General features: G+C 44.2%; 18 protein-coding genes. 17 read left to right on the top strand and 1 reads right to left on the bottom strand.

What is annotated here, in order from left to right:
- Positions 1-8 precede the first annotated feature (8 nt).
- From ACR42H_RS13610 to ACR42H_RS13595, 4 genes are all read left to right on the top strand, one after another.
- Complete coding sequence (locus ACR42H_RS13610) at positions 9-1,784, top strand: acyl-CoA dehydrogenase family protein (RefSeq protein WP_436376758.1); 1,776 nt, start codon at positions 9-11, stop codon at positions 1,782-1,784.
- Between the two features lie 25 nt (positions 1,785-1,809).
- The gene (locus ACR42H_RS13605) at positions 1,810-2,787 is read left to right on the top strand and encodes a quinone oxidoreductase family protein (RefSeq protein ID WP_436376757.1); all 978 of its coding nucleotides are present in this window, start codon (positions 1,810-1,812) and stop codon (positions 2,785-2,787) included.
- Positions 2,788-2,905: 118 nt separating this feature from the next.
- Positions 2,906-3,679 carry a class I SAM-dependent methyltransferase gene (locus ACR42H_RS13600; protein WP_436376755.1) on the top strand — a complete coding sequence of 258 codons (774 nt, stop codon included), beginning with the start codon at positions 2,906-2,908 and terminating at the stop codon, positions 3,677-3,679.
- A 12-nt stretch (positions 3,680-3,691) separates the two neighbouring features.
- Positions 3,692-4,477 carry an SDR family oxidoreductase gene (locus ACR42H_RS13595; RefSeq protein ID WP_113881092.1) on the top strand — a complete coding sequence of 262 codons (786 nt, stop codon included), beginning with the start codon at positions 3,692-3,694 and terminating at the stop codon, positions 4,475-4,477.
- Positions 4,478-4,897: 420 nt separating this feature from the next.
- Here ACR42H_RS13595 and ACR42H_RS13590 read toward each other — a convergent pair whose 3' ends face one another.
- A complete protein-coding gene (locus ACR42H_RS13590; protein WP_436376754.1) occupies positions 4,898-6,073 on the bottom strand; it encodes an MFS transporter in 1,176 nt (391 codons plus the stop codon).
- Positions 6,074-6,182: 109 nt separating this feature from the next.
- On the opposite strand from ACR42H_RS13590, the gene ACR42H_RS13585 reads away from it, so the two are divergent.
- From ACR42H_RS13585 to ACR42H_RS13525, 13 genes are all read left to right on the top strand, one after another.
- On the top strand, positions 6,183-7,223 hold the full coding sequence (locus ACR42H_RS13585) for a P1 family peptidase (RefSeq protein ID WP_436376752.1): 1,041 nt from the start codon (positions 6,183-6,185) through the stop codon (positions 7,221-7,223).
- Between the two features lie 215 nt (positions 7,224-7,438).
- Entirely contained in the window at positions 7,439-8,797 is a 1,359-nt protein-coding gene (locus ACR42H_RS13580; protein WP_436376750.1) for an ethanolamine ammonia-lyase subunit EutB, read from the top strand.
- Positions 8,798-8,812: 15 nt separating this feature from the next.
- Positions 8,813-9,679 carry an ethanolamine ammonia-lyase subunit EutC gene (gene eutC, locus ACR42H_RS13575; protein WP_113881088.1) on the top strand — a complete coding sequence of 289 codons (867 nt, stop codon included), beginning with the start codon at positions 8,813-8,815 and terminating at the stop codon, positions 9,677-9,679.
- A 180-nt stretch (positions 9,680-9,859) separates the two neighbouring features.
- Complete coding sequence (locus ACR42H_RS13570) at positions 9,860-11,284, top strand: sensor histidine kinase (protein ID WP_436376748.1); 1,425 nt, start codon at positions 9,860-9,862, stop codon at positions 11,282-11,284.
- Between the two features lie 2 nt (positions 11,285-11,286).
- Positions 11,287-11,859 (top strand): ANTAR domain-containing response regulator, encoded by a 573-nt coding sequence (locus ACR42H_RS13565; RefSeq protein WP_113881086.1) that lies wholly within the window; start codon positions 11,287-11,289, stop codon positions 11,857-11,859.
- A 182-nt stretch (positions 11,860-12,041) separates the two neighbouring features.
- Entirely contained in the window at positions 12,042-13,301 is a 1,260-nt protein-coding gene (gene eutH, locus ACR42H_RS13560) for an ethanolamine utilization protein EutH (RefSeq protein WP_113881085.1), read from the top strand.
- Between the two features lie 28 nt (positions 13,302-13,329).
- A complete protein-coding gene (gene eutS / locus ACR42H_RS13555) occupies positions 13,330-13,671 on the top strand; it encodes an ethanolamine utilization microcompartment protein EutS (protein ID WP_436376745.1) in 342 nt (113 codons plus the stop codon).
- A 13-nt stretch (positions 13,672-13,684) separates the two neighbouring features.
- Positions 13,685-14,185 (top strand): EutP/PduV family microcompartment system protein, encoded by a 501-nt coding sequence (locus tag ACR42H_RS13550; protein WP_436376743.1) that lies wholly within the window; start codon positions 13,685-13,687, stop codon positions 14,183-14,185.
- 162 nt (positions 14,186-14,347) lie between these two features.
- Positions 14,348-15,817, top strand: coding sequence for an ethanolamine ammonia-lyase reactivating factor EutA (locus ACR42H_RS13545; RefSeq protein WP_436376741.1), 1,470 nt, complete (start codon positions 14,348-14,350; stop codon positions 15,815-15,817).
- The gene (locus ACR42H_RS13540) at positions 15,814-17,178 is read left to right on the top strand and encodes an ethanolamine ammonia-lyase subunit EutB (protein WP_436376739.1); all 1,365 of its coding nucleotides are present in this window, start codon (positions 15,814-15,816) and stop codon (positions 17,176-17,178) included. Before ACR42H_RS13545 ends, ACR42H_RS13540 begins: the two co-directional genes overlap by 4 nt.
- A gap of 12 nt (positions 17,179-17,190) precedes the next feature.
- Positions 17,191-18,207, top strand: coding sequence for an ethanolamine ammonia-lyase subunit EutC (eutC, locus tag ACR42H_RS13535; RefSeq protein WP_113881081.1), 1,017 nt, complete (start codon positions 17,191-17,193; stop codon positions 18,205-18,207).
- Between the two features lie 12 nt (positions 18,208-18,219).
- Positions 18,220-18,873, top strand: a complete 654-nt coding sequence (gene eutL / locus ACR42H_RS13530; protein WP_113881080.1) for an ethanolamine utilization microcompartment protein EutL — start codon at positions 18,220-18,222, stop codon at positions 18,871-18,873.
- A 36-nt stretch (positions 18,874-18,909) separates the two neighbouring features.
- Positions 18,910-20,439: an acetaldehyde dehydrogenase (acetylating) gene (locus ACR42H_RS13525; protein WP_436376737.1), complete on the top strand. Its 1,530-nt coding sequence runs from the start codon at positions 18,910-18,912 to the stop codon at positions 20,437-20,439.
- Positions 20,440-20,454: the final 15 nt, after the last annotated feature.

Raw genomic sequence — 20,454 nt, 5'->3', positions numbered from 1 at the left:
ATCCATAAATGGAAGAAGTAAAAACTGCTAATCCCGGAGCGAGTTTTTTGTTCACAAAGCTTAATCCTGAAACACTTTTCACACCGGAGGATTTTACGGAAGAGCATATCTTAATCGGAAGAACGGCTAAACAATTTGCTGAAAAAATGGTTCACCCTGAAAAGGAACGGATTGAAAACCAGGAATTTGAGGTGGTAACGGATTTGCTGAAGAAGGCGGGCGGACTTGGCCTCCTGGCACACAGCATCCCCGAAAAATACGGCGGTCTTGGTTTGGATAAAATCAGCAAGGGAATAGTCGGTGAAAACATTGCCTCATCAGGAGGATATGGGGTAGCCCACTCCAATCATACTTGCATTGCGACCCTCCCTATTACTTACTTTGGAACACCAGCGCAAAAAGAAAAATATTTGCCGAAGCTTGCCTCAGGGGAGTACATCGGGGCTTACTGCCTGACAGAACCGAACGCAGGTTCAGATGCCCTATCTTCCCAGACAACGGCTGTTCTGAATCAAGAAGGAACACATTATATCTTGAATGGCACCAAAATTTATATTACTAACGCTGTATTTTCAGATACGTTTATTGTTTACGCTAAGGTGGATGGCCAGCATTTTACCGCGTTTATCGTTGAGCGGGATACACCTGGGCTTTCTCTTGGACCGGAGGAAAATAAGATGGGCATCAAAGGATCTTCAACTAGATCGGTCATTTTTGAAGATTGTCCAGTGCCAGCTGATCATTTGCTGGGCGAAGTGGGCAAAGGCCATATTATTGCTCTGAACGTCCTAAATCTTGGCCGATTCAATTTGGGTTCTGCCTGCATGGGGGCATCTAAAACCGGATTGAAGAAAGCTCTACAATTCACAGTGGAAAGAAAGCAATTTGGAAAATCCATCTTTGATTTTCCGGCTACCAAGGAAAAAGTCGCAAAGATGGCAGGGAGAATTTACGCAGCAGAATCGCTGCAGTATCGTACAGCAAACCTGCTGGAAGAATCGTTAGGAGATTTATATGATTCATCTAATTTAAAGCTTATTGGAAAAAGAATGAGCGAATATGCCACAGAATGTGCGATCTGCAAAGTGTTTGGCTCGGAAACACTCGACTATGCGGCAGATGAAGCACTGCAGCTTCATGGCGGAGCAGGATTTATCAAGGAATACGGAGTGGAACAAATGTATCGTGATTCCCGCATTAACCGTATTTTTGAGGGAACAAATGAGATTAATAGATTGCTGATTCCTACACACCTTTTCCGTAAAGCATTGAAGGGTGATATCGATTTAGCCGCAAGAGTGGAGGAGGCTGTTTTTCAGTTGAGCAAACCTGAACCAATCGGCCAGGCCATTTTTGAAAAAGAAAGAGCAGCAGTTGATACGGTGAGAAACTTATTCCTGTTAAACGCCGGACTCGCTTACGAAGCATTTGGCAGCTCACTTGTTCATGAACAGGAAGCACTTATGAAGCTCGCCGATCTGGCCATTGCCCTGTATGCTTCAGAATCGGCTGTCTATCGTACTTATAAAGCTATTCAAGAAAGGGGTGAAGAAAAAGAAGAATTGAAGATTCTTCTGACAAGGACGTTTATCGAAGGTGCGATATGGGATGCAGAAAGGCTATCCCGTCAGCTTGTATCAGAATTGGCTTCTGAAGGGAAAAGAGGTCAATTGATCGGATTAGTTATTCGTGAATGCGGCAGGTTCAGTTCCTTTGGGAAGGAAAGTGCGAGAAACAGAAGGATTGCTGAGCTTGTATATGATAAAGGCGATTATTGCTGCTAGATATATAGAGAAGGAGTGTTTTAAAATGAAAGCCATCCAATTCAAAGAGTATGGAGGACCTGAAGTCCTTACCTTAATCAACCTTGACCGGCCTCAGCCGACAGGGCGTGAAGTATTAATCGAGGTGCATGCCATTGGAGTGAACTATGCAGATACGGCAAGAAGAGAAGGGCAATACGTTGTGCCGACTCCTCTCCCATTCATTCCTGGTGCGGAAGTAGCAGGTGTTGTCGCTGCAGCAGGTGAAGATGCGAAAATTCCTCTTGGTACAAGAGTGGTTACGTTAATTGAATCAGGCGGATACTCGGAGTATGTAACAGCAGATGAAAGAGGGCTGATTCCCCTGCCGGAAGGATTGGATTTTAAACTGGCTGCGGCTCTGCCCCTGCAGGGATTGAGTGCCTATCATATTCTAAAAACGATGGGCAAGCTTGAAGCGGGTGAAAGCGTCCTTGTCCATGCAGCAGCAGGGGGAGTAGGCACACTTGCTGTTCAGCTCGCAAAATTATTCGGTGCAGGAACCGTCATCGCCACAGCCAGTACAGAGGAAAAACTTCAGCTTGCGAAAGAAATGGGTGCAGATGTTCTCGTAAACTATACAAAAGAAGGCTGGGAGAATGATGTACTCGAAGCAACTGGCGGAAAAGGTGTGGATATTGCACTCGAAATGGCTGGCGGGGAAATTTTTAATAAAACCCTGAAATGCCTTGCAGCCTTTGGCCGCCTTGTCATTTATGGTGTGGCAAGCGGGGAGCAAAGCCGGTTTTATCCTTCTTCTTTAATGGGACGGAACCAATCAGTCATCGGGTTTTTCCTGCCGCAGATTATGAGAAAGCCTGAACTTCTGCAGCCGAGCATGAAGGAATTATTGACATATGCAGCTGAAGGAAAGCTGAAGCTGACAATTGGCGAAATCCATCCTCTTGAGGATGCTGCCAAGGTGCATCAGCGAATGCAGTCGAGACAAACAAAAGGAAAGCTTATTCTTGAACCTGCAAGATAATTGGAAGCCTGCCATTTAACCAGTGGCAGGCTCTTTTTCTATTAAACTGACAGGAATATAAGGATTTGTATAGAACATAAATAGTAGTGCTGATCCATTTTTGTTGAGGGTGATTTATATGGAAAAGGAAGAGGTAAAGAAAAAGGTACAAAACACATTCGGTAAAAATGCAGAAAAATATGTGACAAGCAAAATTCATGGAGATGCGGCTGAGCTTAACCAGCTCGTTCAAACTCTGAATCCGCATAAAGATTGGGTTGTGTTGGATATCGCCACAGGAGGCGGGCATGTGGCCAAAAGTCTGGCACCTTTTGTTTCCCAGGTCTTTGCTGCTGATTTGACAAAAGAAATGCTGGCCAATACCGCACGCCATCTGGAAAGCTATAAAAATATCTGGTATGTCCTCGCGGATGCTGAAGCTTTGCCATTTCTGGATAAGTACTTTGATGCGGTAACCTGCCGGATAGCCCCCCATCATTTTCCCAATCCCGAAAGGTTCATTACTGAAGCTGGAAGGGTTTTAAAACCAGGCGGCCATTTCCTGATGATCGATAACATATCACCTGAAGAAAAAGAGCTGGCTGGTTTTATGAACACTGTTGAGAAATTGCGGGATGACAGTCATTGCCGGTGTTTGTCGACAGGAGAGTGGAGAAAGTTATTTGCTGCTTCCGGGCTGCATGAAACCAACACGAAGAGCAGGAAGAAAACATTTGAATTCCCGTCCTGGGTAAGGCGGACAGCTGAAAGTGACGAACAGATTAGGGCAGTCGAAGATTATATTTTGCAGGCTGATCAAGCAGCGGCGGATTACTTTCAAATCGAATTTCATGACGGCAGGGTGCAATCCTTTAAAGTGGATGAATGGATGGCACTTTGCGTGAAACATTAGGAGGAAATTGTGATGGACTTAAACCTGAAAAATAAAAAAGCGCTAGTGGTGGCTTCAAGCCAGGGACTGGGTAAAGCAATTGCAGCACAGCTTGCACAGGAAGGCGCGAAAGTGATGATCACAAGCAGGGATGAAGCAAAACTGCAAGCTGTTCAAAAGGAATTCCGTGACCACTATAATGTTGAAGTTGAATATCACCGTGCAGATGTGACCAATCCGGAAGATATTAAACAGTTAGTCAAATATACAGCTGAAATACTTGGCGGAATCGATATCTTGATCAATAATGCCGGAGGACCTCCCGGGGGAACGTTTGAATCCCTAACAGATGAAGATTGGGAAAAAGCGTTTCAATTAAATCTATTAAGCCATGTAAGGCTGATCCGAGACGCACTTCCCGAATTAAAGAAAAATGGAGGAAGGATCATTAATATTGCCTCTTCAAGCATTAAGCAGCCGATACCAGGCCTTCTGCTATCCAATACATTCCGTTTGGGCATTGTCGGAATGACCAAAACACTCTCAGAGGAATTGGCAGCTTATAATATCTTAATCAATACAGTAGCTCCGGGAAGGATTTCGACGGATAGGGTTGATTATCTGGATCAGCATAACGCGGACCGGCAAAACATCTCCAAAGAAGAAGTTGCTGAAAGAGCCAAAAGCAATATCCCGCTGCGCAGATATGGAACCCCGGAAGAATTCGCTAACGTTGTCACTTTCCTGGCTTCCGACGCAAGCAGCTATGTGACAGGAAGCTCCATTTTGGTCGATGGCGGGATGGTGAAAGCATTATAGGAGGCTATATTTGTTTGGACAGCTAGTGTGCGAGTCCGAACCCGGGCCAACTTCGGACAGAAAAGTCGAAAACTCCGGTGCGAGCCCGAACCTGGGCTAACTTCGGACAGAAAAGTCAAAAACTCCGGTGAGAGTCCGAACCTGGGCTAACTTCGGACAGAAAAGTCGAAACCCCCGGTGAGAGTCCGAACCTGGACTAACTTCGGACAGAAAAGTCAAAACCCCCGGTATTAGAGTCCAAACCCAGTGCAACATCGGACAGAGAAGACGAAAACCCCGGTGTGAGAGTCCGAACCCAGATCAACTTCGAACAGAAAAGTCAAAACCCCGGTGTGAGAGTCCGAACCCCGCGCACCTACTGGAAAACTCAGCATAAAAAAAGACGATTTTCCGCATTTCCTAGGAAAATCGTCTTTCTCGTTAACCTCGTTTTGTAATCAGGATCCAAATATATAATAGTATGGAGATCACTACCGAACCGGCTGATGCCATATAAATGCTGCTGTAGCCGAACAAATGGGCGATTTGGCCAAAGACCATTGCACCTATCCCAACTCCGAGATCAAAGAAGGAGAAGAACGTTGCGTTAGCCATCCCGCGCCGATTGGCAGGCGCTTCTTTTACAGACCAGGCCTGAAGGGCAGGCTGGACTGATCCGAATCCCAGACCATAAAGAATGGCCGCTATATACATAATCATGCTGTTAGGCAGCCATGCCAGCAGGAACATGGCTGCTAAAATCAGCACCGCACCAGGTAAAAACACCGCCTTATGTCCCCGTTGATCATATAATCTGCCGGCAAAAGTCCGGGAAATCATTAAGGCGATCGCGAACAGCAGGAAATACCAGTGTATTCCGCCTATGCCTTTTTGAGCAGTGTATATTGGAAGAAACGAAGCGATGCCGCCGAAGGTAACGGTAATGAAAAATAAAAGAAATGAAGGCCTTAAGGCACTTTTTTCATAGATATCCCACCGCTTCAAGGGAACACTTTGTCTTTCAGCCTGCTTGTATCTGATTCTCGAAGATAATACCAGCGCGGCTAATCCCAGCAGGGCACAAATTAAAAATAAGAGCTTGAAAGATATAACTCCGGCAAGCGCCAGTCCAAGGGTGGGGCCGAAAGCCAGGGCTATGTTCCCGGAAAGACCGAAGTAGCCCATCCCTTCCCCGCGCCGATTAGCAGGTATCAAATCGGTAGCAATAGTTCCGGAGGCTGTAGTTGAAAAACCCCAGCCAAATCCTTGGACAATCCGTAGGACAAATAAGAAGATTAAACTATTAACAAATCCAAATGAACCAACCGAAAGAACGAAAATCGCAAGGCCCGTTAAATAGACAAACCGCCTTCCCTTTGTCTCCAGCGTATGTCCTGCATAAGGACGCAATAGCAGAGCAGAGAATGTAAAGATGCCGACTACAATACCGATCAGCTGGTCATTCCCACCCAACTTTTCTACAAAAAGAGGGATCGTGGGCAATGTCATTTGAAATCCGAGAAAAATAAAAAAGTTGGACATCAATATGAGCACAAAATCTCTGGACCAAATCTTCTCAGAGCCTGCGTTCTGTTTTTTTGCTATAGTATGAGCCATATAAATCCTCCCAAAAACGATGTAAAATGATTAGGTAATCTAAATATTTTTCTATTATAAATGAAAACAAATGGAAATTCTAATGAATGCCACTTTAAGGAGGAGTCAAATGAAGATTAGAGAAAGAGGAGTAGCGATTGGAAAAGTTGAGCCTGGAAAAAAGAACTGCATTACAGATGTAGAAGGGGTCATGGTAGGCCAAGTCACTCTGGACTATCCTCTCAATGATAATGACCAATATGTCTGTACTGGTGTAACCGCAGTTTTGCCTCATGGCGGAAATTTATTCCGTGAAAAGGTCCCGGCAGCAAGCTATGTCATCAATGGCTTTGGAAAAACGACGGGTCTGGTACAGGTTGAAGAATTAGGACTGATTGAATCTCCCATTATGCTGACAAACACATTTGGAGTTCCAGCGGTTGCACAGGGAACTCTGGAATACTTGTTACGAACCACTCCTGAAATTGGAGACACAACTGGAACGGTCAATATCGTCGTGGGAGAATGCAATGATGGGTATCTAAATTCCATTCGGACACTTCCTGTGAAGCCGGAACATGCATTAACAGCCATTGAAAATGCCAATTCGGAAATAGTGGAGGAAGGTGCGGTCGGAGCAGGAAAAGGCATGGTGTGTTTCGGGTATAAGGGCGGAGTAGGAGCGTCATCGAGACTCATCGGTGAAGAACAAAGCTCAAAGGACTACATAATCGGGTGCCTGGTGGTCACCAATTTTGGCAATAAAGATGAATTTCCATTCAGCAAATATGGCCTGTCAGAAATTCCGCTGGAAACCAAGGAAACGCCAGATGGGTCGATTATGATCATCCTGGCCACGGACGCACCCTTCAGTGAAAGGCAGCTGAAAAGGCTTGCCAAGAGATGCGGCATTGGCCTCGGCCGGACAGGCAGTCATTACAGCAACGGCAGCGGGGATATAGTCATTGCTTTTTCAACTGCCAGAACCATTTCTCACCAGAGCACTGGACACGTTGAAGTTGCCCATTTGATCAGAGACGACCATCCGCTTATGAACAAGCTTTTCCAGGGTGCTGCCGAAGCCGTGGAGGAAGCAATTCTCAATTCCTTGTCCCAGGCAGAAACGACACAAGGGCGGCAGGGAAGAGTGGTGGAGGGGATGTTTTCATAAGACACTTATCTACATCTTAAAAAGTCTATCTTTTCAGTTAATTACTTGATATAATAATGTACAAGTGAAAATACCAGGTGAGGGCGCCTTAATAGGTAAGCTGTTTTATGGCTTATTCTGTTAAGGCGCCTTTTTGTATGGAGCAGATTGTAACCGCTTACTGTAATAATTAGATTTGGTGCAGACCGCGCCCTATACTCGAAGGGAGGCAATTTATGTTTACATGTACATTAAAGAATGAAACCTATCAATTCCATTCAATTGCAGATGTTTTGGCAAAAGCCAGTGAGGAAAAATCAGGGGATAAAATGGCAGGCATTGCTGCCAGATCTTCTCTTGAACGAATGGCAGCCAAAGTGGTGTTAAGTGAAATAACACTAAAGGAAATATATGAAAATCCGGTTATTGCATATGAAACGGATGAAGTAACCCGCATCATATATGATGATCTTAATCTTTTTATTTATAAAGATATCGCAAACTGGTCTGTTGGAGAATTAAGGAATTATATTTTGTCCCACGGTACCAGTACCTCGGATTTGTTCAGAATAAGCAGGGGTCTGACAAGCGAAATGATCTCCGCTGCAGCAAAGCTGATGTCGAGCATTGACCTTGTAATGGCTTCACAGAAAATCAGGCCAACGGCCCACTGCAACACAACGATTGGCGAGCCTGGACGCCTGGCATTCCGCTGCCAGCCAAATCACCCCATTGATAATCCGGAGGGTATTCTTGCATCCATGAAAGAAGGCCTGTCCTATGGTTCAGGTGATGCCGTCATAGGCGTGAACCCCAACAATGACTCTGTTGAATCAGTCTCGAGGATTTTACATATGACACATGATTTTATTCAAAAGTGGGATATTCCAACGCAGAACTGTGTTCTTGCCCATATTACAACCCAAATACAAGCCCTCAAAAAAGGTGCCCCTATCGCTCTTATGTTCCAAAGCCTTGCGGGTACACAGGCGGCAAATGATGATTTTGGAGTTTCAAAGGAAATTCTGGATGAAGCCTTTCAGCTGATGGCCACACAAGGCACATCAACTGGCCCGAATCAGCTATACTTCGAAACTGGCCAGGGATCAGAAGTATCGCTTGATGCCCATCTTGGCATAGATATGCAGACACTCGAAGCACGCACCTATGGATACGCCCGGCATTGGAAGCCGTTCATGGTTAATAATGTATCAGGTTTTATCGGGCCTGAGACAATTTATGACGGCAAACAGGTGATTCGTGCAGATCTCGAGGATCTTTTTATGGGGAAAATGCATGGACTTCCGATGGGGATAGCCCCTACATATACCAACCATATGCAGGCAGATCAAAATGATCAGGAAATTGCAGGGATGCTGACTGCTCTTGCCGGAGCGAATTTTTATATGGGCGTGCCTGGGGGGGACGACGTTATGCTGAGCTATCAGGATACTAGCTATCATGATGATGCAAGCTTAAGAGAAATGCTTGGGCTCCGTCCCCTTCGCGAATTCGAGATATGGCTTGTGAATATGGGAATTATGGAAAATGGCAAACTAACCGAACGTGCCGGAGATCTATCAATTTTTAAGTAGGAAGGGGGAATAGTAATGGATATTCAGACAATCGTGAATCAGGTAATGGAAGAGCTCCAGAAAGAAGGGCAAATTAGAAATAGTCCTATTGTAAAAGAATCTGCCGAAACAAAGGAATCAAAGGTCCGCAATATAAATTATGAAAAGATTAACCAAGTAGGTGTAGAACAGCCAGCCAATCGTGAAGAGATTGAGAAGGTGCAATCCATTACTCCTGCCAGGATTGGGATTGGACATACTGGAACACGTATGAAAACAAAGAATTACCTGGAATTCAGGATAGACCACGCAGCAGCCCAGGACGCAGTGTTTAAGGACGTTTCTGATGATTTGCTGAAAGAATTAAAGCTGCCTGTACTGTTTTCAAAATCTGAAACAATGGACCAATACTTAATGGACCTGGACAGCGGGAGACAACTCAATGAAACATCCAGAAAATGGGCTGCAGAAAATCTTCCGAAAAACAAACAGGTTCAAATCATTGTATCAGATGGACTGAGTTCAACGGGTGTTGAGGCAAATATAAAAGATCTGCTGCCAGCGCTTGTCCAGGGTTTAACATCGAAAAATATTACTATTGGAGATCCTGTTTTTATAAAGCGGAGCAGAGTTTGGATTCAGGATGATTTAGCTTCTATTGTCAATTGTGATTGCGTTATTTCACTCATAGGAGAGAGGCCTGGATTGGCAACCGCTAAAAGCATTAGTGCCTACCTGATATACCAGCCCAATGAGGATACTGTCGAAGCAGATCGCACTGTTATCAGCAATATTCATGAAGGAGGGGTCCCCCCTGTTGAGGCGGGTGCTCATCTGGCCGATTTAATAGAAGTGATATTAAAGCATAAAGCCAGCGGTGTAAAATTAGCACAGCTTAAATAGTATAGGAAGGCAGCAGGATTCCAATTTTTTCAGCTGCCTTTTCCATTCTCCAGGAGAATTCCATAACTGTACCAAATTTCCTATTAAACAATCGAAAACGATGTTGACATTCTTCGGCATTCCCTTTAATATTTTTATATATTCTGACACTTTTAAAAAATTATTGGGAGATCTCCGCCTATGCCAAACTTCTCAGTCGAAGAGTTATGCACTCTTCATACAAGTCTTTCAAATATGGATGTTGAAAGGATTAAAGAGGTCTCTGCCAATCTTTCATTAATTGCCGATCTGAACCAGGCAAACGTTTTTGTTGATTGCCCTACTAAAGAAGGCAAACATGCGATAGTAGTAGCTGAAGCTGCCCCAAATACTGCTAAATCCGTTTATCAGAAGCCTGTCGCAGGCAAGTTCGCCTATGAAGCTTTTGAACCCGCCGTTTTATATACCCTGAGGACAGGAAAGAATATGTTTCTCAATCGCGCCTTGACACAGGAGGGCAAGACGGTGGAGCAAAGCGTGGTGCCGATTAAAGGATCAGAGGACCGTGTCATCGGGGCACTGATTATGGAGAAGGATATAAGTGAGAAGCTTCAGCGGCAGCTCAAATTGGAAGCGTTATCAGAAGCCACTGAAACCCTGAGCGGCATACTGATCGGAATGGCAGAAGATCGGCCGATCATCCCTGAGGTAATCGAGGAATCACTATTCTTTATTGACCATGAAAATAAGGTTGTCTATAACAATCCATCAGCAACTAATCTGATTCACGAAATTGGAAAGGAAGATTGCAGGCCCGGCGTTCCGCTGATTGATTGTTTTCCCTGTATTCAAGAAATTCTTAACGAGCCGGAAGAGCTTCTTGTAAAAGAAATGAAAATGATGAATAAGGTATTCCGTGTTAAGAAAATAAGTCTTGATCTTGCCGGTAAGTCGAATGGAACCTTCATCATACTTAAAGATCTGACAGAGCTCAGGGAAAAGGAGCGCGAGATTGCTGTTAAATCTGTGGCCATACGGGAAATCCATCACCGTGTCAAAAATAACCTGCAGACTGTTGCCAGCCTTTTGAGGCTTCAGATGAGAAGGGGTGTGCCGGAAGAAAGCAAGGTGCATTTCGTGGAAAGTCTGAACCGCATTTCAAGTATTGCTTCGGTGTATGAAATTATTCTCTCGAGCTCAGGTGTGGATGAAGTAGATATTTACAGCTTAATAGAGAAAGTTGGCAATATGCTGGTCCATGAAGCAAAACACGAGCAGAAAAAGATACATATTCAGTACAGGGGACCAAAGCTTTTAATCGACTCTGAAAAAGCTGTTTCCCTGTCTCTCGTCATTAATGAACTTATACAGAATTGTGTAAAGCACGCATTTAAACATATGCATAAAGGGATAGTCGATGTCTGTTTCGAATATTCCAATGATGAAATTAAGGTTAAAGTCATTGATAACGGTGAAGGGTATTCCCCGGAAGCAAAACCTTCTCTAGGCTTAGATATTGTGAAAATGATGATCGAGCATGATCTATCCGGTCATTTTTTAATCGAACGGGCTGAAACAGGGACCATTGCAGCTGTGCAATTTCCCTTTGAAAGGAAGGCGGAATAGCTGTGAAAAAAAGAATTATGGTTGTGGAGGATGAATCGATTGTCCGTATGGACTTAAGCTTAATGCTCCAGGACGCTGGCTATGAAGTTGTAGCTGAGGCTGGCGATGGTGAAAGGGCGGTCGAGCTTGCTTTTTCATTAAAGCCTGATTTAATCCTGATGGATATCAAGATGCCAAATCTGAATGGACTAAAAGCAAGTGAAATCATTTCCAACAAAATTAACACACCCATCCTGATCCTTACAGCATACAGTCAGCGGGAATATATAGATAAGGCCAAACAAGCAAATATACTCGGCTACCTTGTTAAGCCTGTTAATGAAGCCAGTCTGATTCCTGCGGTTGAAATTGCGCTCAGGCAGGCAGAAAATGCAAATGCATTCCGGGAACAAGTGGAATCCATGAATCAAAAGTTAAATGAAAGAAAAATAGTTGAGAAAGCAAAAGGCATTTTAATGCAAAAGTTTAACATGCCTGAAGAAGATGCTTTTAGGAAAATGCGAAAGATCAGCATGAACAAACAGGTTACACTGGAAAATGTGGCAAAGCGTATCATAGTAAAATATAACGCTTAATATCTTTTACAAGTGGATAGAACAGGCAAAGGTGCCATGCGTCTGCAAAAGCTGACGTACGGCACCTTTTTGTCTTTTTACCTATTTTTTTTTACTATCAAACTGATATTTTATCCTATTTTCTTGTAAAGAAGCTGCAGGATTCCGTTAACATACAAAAACTTTTTAGGGAGGGATTTATGATGGAAATGGTAGGCAAAATTGTTATTTACATTATCATGGCTTGTGCAGTAGCTGGAGCATTTGCAGCCATCCGCAACAGTGATGAGGGGTTAGGCAAGCAATTTATGGAGGGGCTTCATGCCGTTGGCCACATTTTTGTTCCGGCTGCAGGGATCATGGCTTCCATTCCATATTTATCGTGGTTTATCGATAAGGTCTGCGGTCCATTTTTTGCTGCAATCGGGGCAGATCCTGCAATAGCTGCAACTGCCATATTGGCAACCGATATGGGCGGCTACCAGTTAGCTGAAGTGTTAAAGCAAACACAGGAAGGCTGGATTATGGCGATGATCGTCGGTTTTATGGCGGGTGCAACCATTGTTTTCTCCATACCGATGGGCCTGGCCATGCTTGATAAGAGAGACCATAAATATATGGCTCTTGGTGTGATGTCAGGCGTTCTGACCATTCCAATCGGTGCTTTCATTTCGAGTGTGATTATTGCCGTTTCCAGTTCAAGTTTCAGGGATTTCATTTCCACATCCGGCGAGGCAAAATATCAGTTCGCGCTCGGTTTGGGACAAATCCTATTGAATTTAAGTCCGCTTTTAATCTTTGTTGTCATGATTGCACTGGGGTTATATTTCCTGCCGGATTTAATGATCAACGGGTTCATGTGGTTTGGACGTATTTTAGATGCGGGAATTAAGCTGGTTTTGGTATTTTCCATCGTGGAAATTTTTACTGGATTATTCTCAACTGTATTTGGAGGATGGGGCTTCCACCCAATTATGGCAGACTCGGAGGATCAGTTCCGGGCGCTTGAGACTGCCGGCTATATTGGGATCATGCTTGCCGGTGCATTTCCGATGGTTTATCTTCTTCAAAAGTATGCCGGCGGCCCTCTGGAGGCTCTTGGCAGTAAAGTGGGATTAAGCAAGGAAGGCAGTGCAGGGATAGTTGCCACAATCGCGAACATCCTTGCGATGTTTAAATTGGTCAGAACAATGCCGCCTAAAGATAAAGTCATAAATATTTCCTTTGCAGTCTGTGCGGCCTTTTTGCTTGGTGACCATTTATCCTTTACAGCAAATTTCCAGCCAACATTAATCCTTCCGATTATAGCCGGTAAAATTTCTGCTGGAATCATCGGAATTGGGTTAGCGTACTGGCTATCTGTACCAAAAGCTCTGGAATTGGAGAAAAAAGACCGTGAAGCTGGCATTATCGGAAAAGATGAATATTTAACAAAGGAAGAAAAAGTAAAAAAAGCAATATAAGCAGCAGTCACCTGGGAGGGCCTAAGCAATGAATGAAGAAAAAAAACGATTTATTCAAGAATTTGTGCCGGGAAAACAAGTAACACTCAGCCATTTAATCGCAAATCCCGATCCGGATATGTTTGAAAAACTGGGAATCCAGCAGGCAGGAGCGTTAGGGATTTTAACACTGACACCAAGTGAAACGGTTATCATTGCAGGAGATCTGGCGACCAAAGCTGCAGACGTGCAGATCGGGTTCCTGGACAGATTCACAGGCAGTCTTGTAATTGTAGGAACCGTATCAGCTGTGCAAATGGCCCTGGAGGAAATCAACCGCTTTTTATCTGAAACACTGAGGTACACTCCTTCGGAAATAACTAAATCATAAGGAGCTGTATATAATGTCCAAAATAAACAGAGCGATGCTGATCGGTTCAATCGGGGCGGGAAAGTCGACTTTAACAAATGCTCTTCTTGGCCGCAAAGCGGAAGCAGTTAAAACACAGGCACTGAACTATTATGACTGGATTGTGGATACGCCGGGGGAATATACTGAAAACCCATTTTTCTATAAAAATATCATGGCTACGGCACTCGAAGTGACCCATATATTATATTTGCAGGATTCTACAAAGCGGAAAACCATTTTTCCGCCGGGTTTTAGCAATGGGTTTAATAAACTGCCAATTGGAGTCGTGACAAAAAGTGATTCTGATCAAGCGGATGTAAACTCAGCAATCAGCAAGCTTAGAAATGCGGTTCCAAAAGGGCCTATTGTCATTACCTCCTCTATTACCGGAAAAGGAATAGAAGAAATACGCTTCCTGGTGAAATGCCATTCATTTCAAGAAATGAAGGATTATGCAGATTCATTGCCGGATGATGTCGTAATTTTCAGATGAAACCCTTTACAAAATGAAGATAATAGAATATATTTTAACTATACAAAAAAATATATCAGGCAAAGGCGCCTTGTATGAACAACCAATTAATGGTTGCTCATATGGGGTGCCTTTTTTTATTTTCCTGCATAATAGTTAATTCGTTGCAGTAAGGCGGGGATCATGTTGAAGCGTTACGATGCACAAAAAGAGAATATTATCAGCGCAGGAATCGACATTGGAACGAGTACCACCAAACTCGTCATCAGCAGATTTTCTCTCATGAATATGGCTGGCGGAACCCATATGCCGCGAATCGAAATTATCGAAAAGGAAGTGCTCTACCGGAGCACGATTTACCGGACTCCTCTTCTGACTCCTTCATCAATTGATATTCAAGCTGTAGAGAGGCTTGTCAGAGAGGAGTATATTACTGCGGGAATCGAGCCGGCAGATATTAAAACAGGCGCTGTCATTATTACAGGAGAAACGGCAACAAAACATAATGCCGAAGAAATGGTCCATTCCTTATCTGACCAAGCAGGAGATTTCCTTGTCGCCACTGCCGGTCCCGATTTAGAAGGTATCATTGCTGCAAAAGGTTCAGGAGCTTATGAATTATCCAAAAAGACTGGAAAAACTGTGGCTAATATCGATATTGGCGGTGGCACTGCCAATGCTGCAGTTTATCGTTCAGGCAGGCTTTGCGGGACATGCACGCTGCATATCGGCGGCAGACTGATTGAATTTTCAGACGGCAAAATAATAAGCATTTCTCCTCCTGTTCAACAAATCCTTCGGCAATGGGGGGCTGATTTAGAAAGAGGAGACAGCAGAAATCACCCTATCATCGGAAAGCTGACAGACTACATGGCAGAAGTAATTGGCCGAATGCTGAGGAAGGATCTTCATCGGGAAGATATGCCTCTGCTTCTGGGACATGATCCAAATTGGACAGAGGAGATAGATTACATCATGTTTTCAGGAGGGATCAGTGAATGCTTGTACCACTTTGAAAACGCTGAATCCTCTCCTGCCCAGTATGACGATATTGGAAAAATGCTTGCGCAGTCTTTACGAAATTGCCGTGAGCTGGCCGCCTTTAAATGGGTGGAACCGGATGAGACGGTCAGGGCAACAGTTCTCGGAGCAGGAACTCAAACCACAGAAATCAGCGGGGCAACCATCCATGCTGAAGGCCATGAACTGCCAATTCGCAATTTGCCCGTCTATCAGATCCGGTTTGATAACAATCTGGAAAAAGGTCTCCACCAGATTCCAGAAGCAGTAAAACAGGCGGTAGAAATTTATGATCCTCAGCAGGAGGGACAAAATTTTGCCCTGTATTTAACCGCGCTGCCATATTTGGGTTTTCGTGATATTCAGGAGTTATCTTCTGTCCTGCTGAAATCCTTACAAGCAAAGCCGATGCCAGAACAGCCGCTTGTTGTCGTATTAGAAAGCGACCACGCTAAAGTCCTTGGCCAGACGATTAAAGTTCAGGAAACAAAGCAAAGTATCGTATGCATCGACCAGATTAAGGTAGAGCATGGCGATTACATAGATATCGGCCACCTGCTTCAAACCAATGTAGTACCTGTTGTCACTAAAACATTGACATTCCATCGGAAAGAAAGGAGGGATTATTTATGAAGCTGCAAACCAGTCATTTAGGAAATGTGTATCAGTTCGAAAATTTAAAGGATCTATTTGCCAAAGCAAATGAAGAAAAATCAGGGGACCGCCTCGCGGGTATCGCAGCGGAAACCGTCCAGGAACGAATTGCCGCCAAATTGGTTCTAAGTCATTTAACCCTTTCTGATATCCGCGAAAATCCTATGCTTTCTCCTGAAGAGGATGAGGTTTCGAGAATTATAGAAAGCGGGATTAATGAACCCGTCTATCAGAGCATAAAAAATTGGTCAGTTGCTGAACTTCGTGAATATATCCTGAGTGATGACACGACAGGGGAAAATATAAAACGGATCAGCAGGGGTTTGAACAGTGAAATGATTGCCGCAGCCGCAAAAATCATGTCTAATCTTGATCTTGTTCATGCGGCAAACAAAATCGAAATACTAACCAAATGCAATATAACGATTGGATATAAAGGAACACTGGCTTCCCGCCTGCAGCCTAATCATCCAACTGATAATGTGGATGGAATGATCGCATCCCTCAAAGAAGGTTTATCCTACGGCATTGGGGATGCAGTGATTGGAATTAATCCGGTGGATGATTCGGTTGAGAGTGTAAAGAGATTGCTTCATGCCACACATGCTTTTATCAAGGACTGGGAAATACCAACACAAAACTGTGTGCTTGCTCATGTAACAGCTCAAATGAAGGCAATTGAACAGGGAGCTCCTGCTGATATGATTTTCCAAAGCATCGCCGGAACAGAGGCTGCCAACCGATCATTCGGAATTACTGCTTCCCTTCTTGAGGAAGCAAATGATATGGCAAGAACTCTCGGCACCGGCACCGGGCCTCAGCGTTTGTATTTTGAAACGGGCCAGGGTTCAGAGCTTTCCGCTGAAGCCCATTTCGGAATTGATCAAATGACACTGGAATCGAGAAATTACGGTTTTGCCCGTCACTATGATCCCTACATCGTAAACACAGTAGTGGGCTTTATTGGTCCGGAGTATTTGTACAATAACAAACAGGTCATTAGGGCCGGGCTCGAAGATCATTTTATGGGAAAAATGCATGGCATCCCTATGGGTGTTGATATTTGCTACACGAATCATATCAAGGCTGACCAGAATGATATTGAAGACCTTGGTGTTCTGCTGACAGCAGCTGGAGTGAATTTTATTATTGCTGCCCCAATGGGAGATGATTGTATGCTCAATTACCAATCCATGAGCTATCATGACGTTGCCACCCTCAGGCAGACGATGAATAAGCAGCCATCTCCAATATTCAGGGATTGGCTTGAGAAAATGGGAATCTTCGAAAATGGAAAGCTGAGCAAAATCGCAGGCGATCCAACCATTTTTTCACGATAGGAGTTGAAAAGAATGAATCCTGAACTGATTGAAAAAGTAACACGCCTTGTTGTGGAAAAACTTCAAGCGCAGGAAACCTCGGATGTGAACGGGCAAAAAAGCAGCGCAGCAGTAAAATTTTGGAGACATACATCATCCCCCGGCACACAGCCATCCAGGATGTCAGAGGAGGTTATCGAGGCTGGAAAACAAGATACAGACGGTCTAATAAAAATTAAAAGCTATCAGAATTCAAATGCTTTTAAAATAACCCCAACAGATAAAGCGAGTCATGATAAGACCGAAAGTTATTCAGGAAAGACAGGCATTGATAATCCCGCAGATCCAGTTGAGCTGGAAGCACTCAAGAGCAAAACACCTGCAAGAATCGGGGTGGGAAGAGCAGGTTCAAGACCGAAGACAGACACATGGCTTAAATTCCGCTTTGACCATGCAGCCGCAGTCGATGCTGTCTATGGAGATGTAAATGACGAGCTTATAAACCGTCTTGGACTCTTTAAAGTCAATACGATGGTGAATGAAAAAGAAGTGTACATCCGCAGGCCCGATTATGGCAGAAAGCTATCAGAAGAAGCCAAAAAAATCATTCTTGCTAAATGCCAAAAGGGACCGGCTGTTCAAATCATTCTGTCTGACGGACTGAGCTCAAGTGCCATTGAAGAAAATGCAGAGGATGTCTATTTATCCCTTCAGCAATCCCTAAAAAGTTTAGGCCTCGATATGGGGACGCCTTTTTATATCGAAAAAGGCAGGGTGGCTGTTATGGATGAAGTAGGAGAACTCCTGAAGCCCAAAGTAGTTGTGTTATTAATTGGCGAACGTCCTGGTCTGGTCAGTGCAGAATCACTGAGTGCCTACCTTTGCTATGAACCCCGAAAAGGAACGATCGAAGCTGACCGGATGGTAATTTCCAATATACATAAAGGAGGAATTCCTCCTGCAGAGGCGGGCGCCTATCTCGGGACGGTCATCCAAAAGGTTATAAAGTATGAAGCAAGTGGTGTATCGCTCGTTAAAAAGGAAGGGTAGGAGGCAGAAAAAATGGGATTAGAACGCATTCATGCTGATATATTGGCTGTTCGGGTGATACCTAATGTGGACTCGGAGCTTGCAAAGCACTTTCAGCTTCAGCCCCATCACCGAAGCCTGGCGATTTTCACCTCTACAGTCGATGACGTAGGCTATACCGCACTCGATGAAGCTACTAAAAGAGCAGATGTCGAAGTGGTTTATGCCAGATCCTTCTATGCAGGTGCTGCTCATGCTTCCGGGCCATTATCAGGTGAAATGATTGGAATTATGGCAGGGCCGTCTCCTGATGAAGTCAAAAGCGGGATGGAGGCTGTCCTGCAGACAGCTGAATCCGATGCATATTTTGAAGCGCTTGATCAGGAAAAAGCGCATGCCATTTATGCACATGTTGTTTCCAGAACAGGGTCCTATCTGTCAAAGGAAGCAGGCATCAAAATCGGAGAGCCTATAGCGTATCTAATAGCCCCGCCATTGGAAGCTGTTTATGGGCTTGACGCTGCTTTAAAGGCAGCGGATGTAGAAATGGTTAAATTTTTCGGGCCGCCTTCGGAAACCAACTTTGGCGGAGGGCTGCTGACCGGCTCCCAATCAGCCTGTCAGGCTGCAGCTGATGCTTTCCGGGATGCCATTTTAGAAATTTCTCAAAATCCTATCAAGTATTAAAAGTTATGAACAATCCCGAAAGGAGTGTGGGGAACCTTGCAATTTGATCATGATCTTCAATCCATGCAGGAAATGAGGGATGCTGTAAAGCGGGCTAAAGAAGCCCAATTAAAGTATTTGGCCTTTACACAGCAGCAAGTGGACGAAATTGTCAAAAAAGCCGCTGATGCTGCATATGCCAAATCACTTGCCCTTGCCCAAATGGCAGTTGAGGAAACAGGGATGGGCATAGTCGAGCACAAAAAAATAAAAAACGAAGTCGGTTCCAAGGCTGTTTATGAATCCATCAAAGATGAAAAGACAGTAGGCATCATACATGAGGACCGTGTGAATAAAGTGACGGAAATTGCCTATCCATACGGTATCATTGCCGGCATTATTCCAACAACTAATCCTACTTCAACTGCCATTTTTAAAGCACTTATTGCTTTGAAAACAAGAAATGCTATTGTTGTGAGCCCTCATCCAAGGGCAGTGAAATGCACAGTTGAAGCGCTAAAAATCGTCAATGAAGCAGCCATACTTGCTGGTGCACCTGAAGGATTGATTGGCTGGATCTCAAAGCCTTCAATGGGTGCAACAAACGAATTAATAAAGCATCGCGATATCAATCTCATTTTAGCAACAGGCGGCGGCGGACTGGTCAGGGCTGCGTATAGCTCAGGCAAGCCTGCATATGGAGTAGGGCCTGGAAATGTACCTTGCTATATTGAAAAAACCGCTAAAGTGGCACAGTCGGTGAAGATGATTGTTGACAGCAAATCCTTTGATAATGGAACGATTTGCGCTACAGAACAATCTATAGTTGTCGATCGCAACATCAAAGAAATGACAATGAGAGAACTCAGAAATAATGGGGCTTATCTCTTGGATAATCAAGAAAAGGCCGCTTTAGAAAAAGTCATTTCGCCTTCAACGGGAAAGCTGAATCCGGATATCGTCGGACAATGTGCTGTTAAAATCGCCTCCATGGCGGGAATCCAAGTCCCTGAAGATACTAGAGTTTTAATTGCTGAAGAAACTGGAGTAGGCAAAGACATACCATTTTCAATTGAAAAACTATCTCCGGTTTTTGCCCTTTATACAGCGGAAAGCTACCAGGAGGCAAAAGAAATCTGCCTGCAGCTCCTTAATTTGGGCGGAAGGGGGCATAGCCTCTCCATTCATACGAATGATGATGCAGTGGCTAAGGATTTTGCACTTGAAATGCCTGTTTCAAGAATGATGGTCAACACGCTGTCCTCGATTGGTGCTGTTGGGGCGACAACCGGATTGATGCCTTCTCTGACTCTGGGATGCGGTTCATTCGGCGGCAACATTACCTCTGACAATGTGACAGCACGTCACCTGATCAATATTAAAAGAATGGCTTATGGTACGAAAGAAGTTACCATCCCCAAACCGGCATCATCATCTTCTATAGCTGAAAAAGAACAAGCCGGCAGCCGGGATGTTGATCATATTGTTAATCAGGTTCTTCAGCAAGTATCGCCAAATGGCGAAGTGGATGCAAAGATGATTGCCGACATGGTCAATCAAGTGATGAAAAAATATCAAATTAACTAATTAGGAGGAAATAAA

The organism is Cytobacillus sp. BC1816 (assembly GCF_051353635.1).
In the GTDB taxonomy this organism is placed as follows: domain Bacteria; phylum Bacillota; class Bacilli; order Bacillales; family Cytobacillaceae; genus Cytobacillus; species Cytobacillus oceanisediminis_C.
The sequence above is the reverse complement of the archived record's forward strand: the minus strand, read 5'-3'. Positions and strand labels throughout refer to the sequence as shown.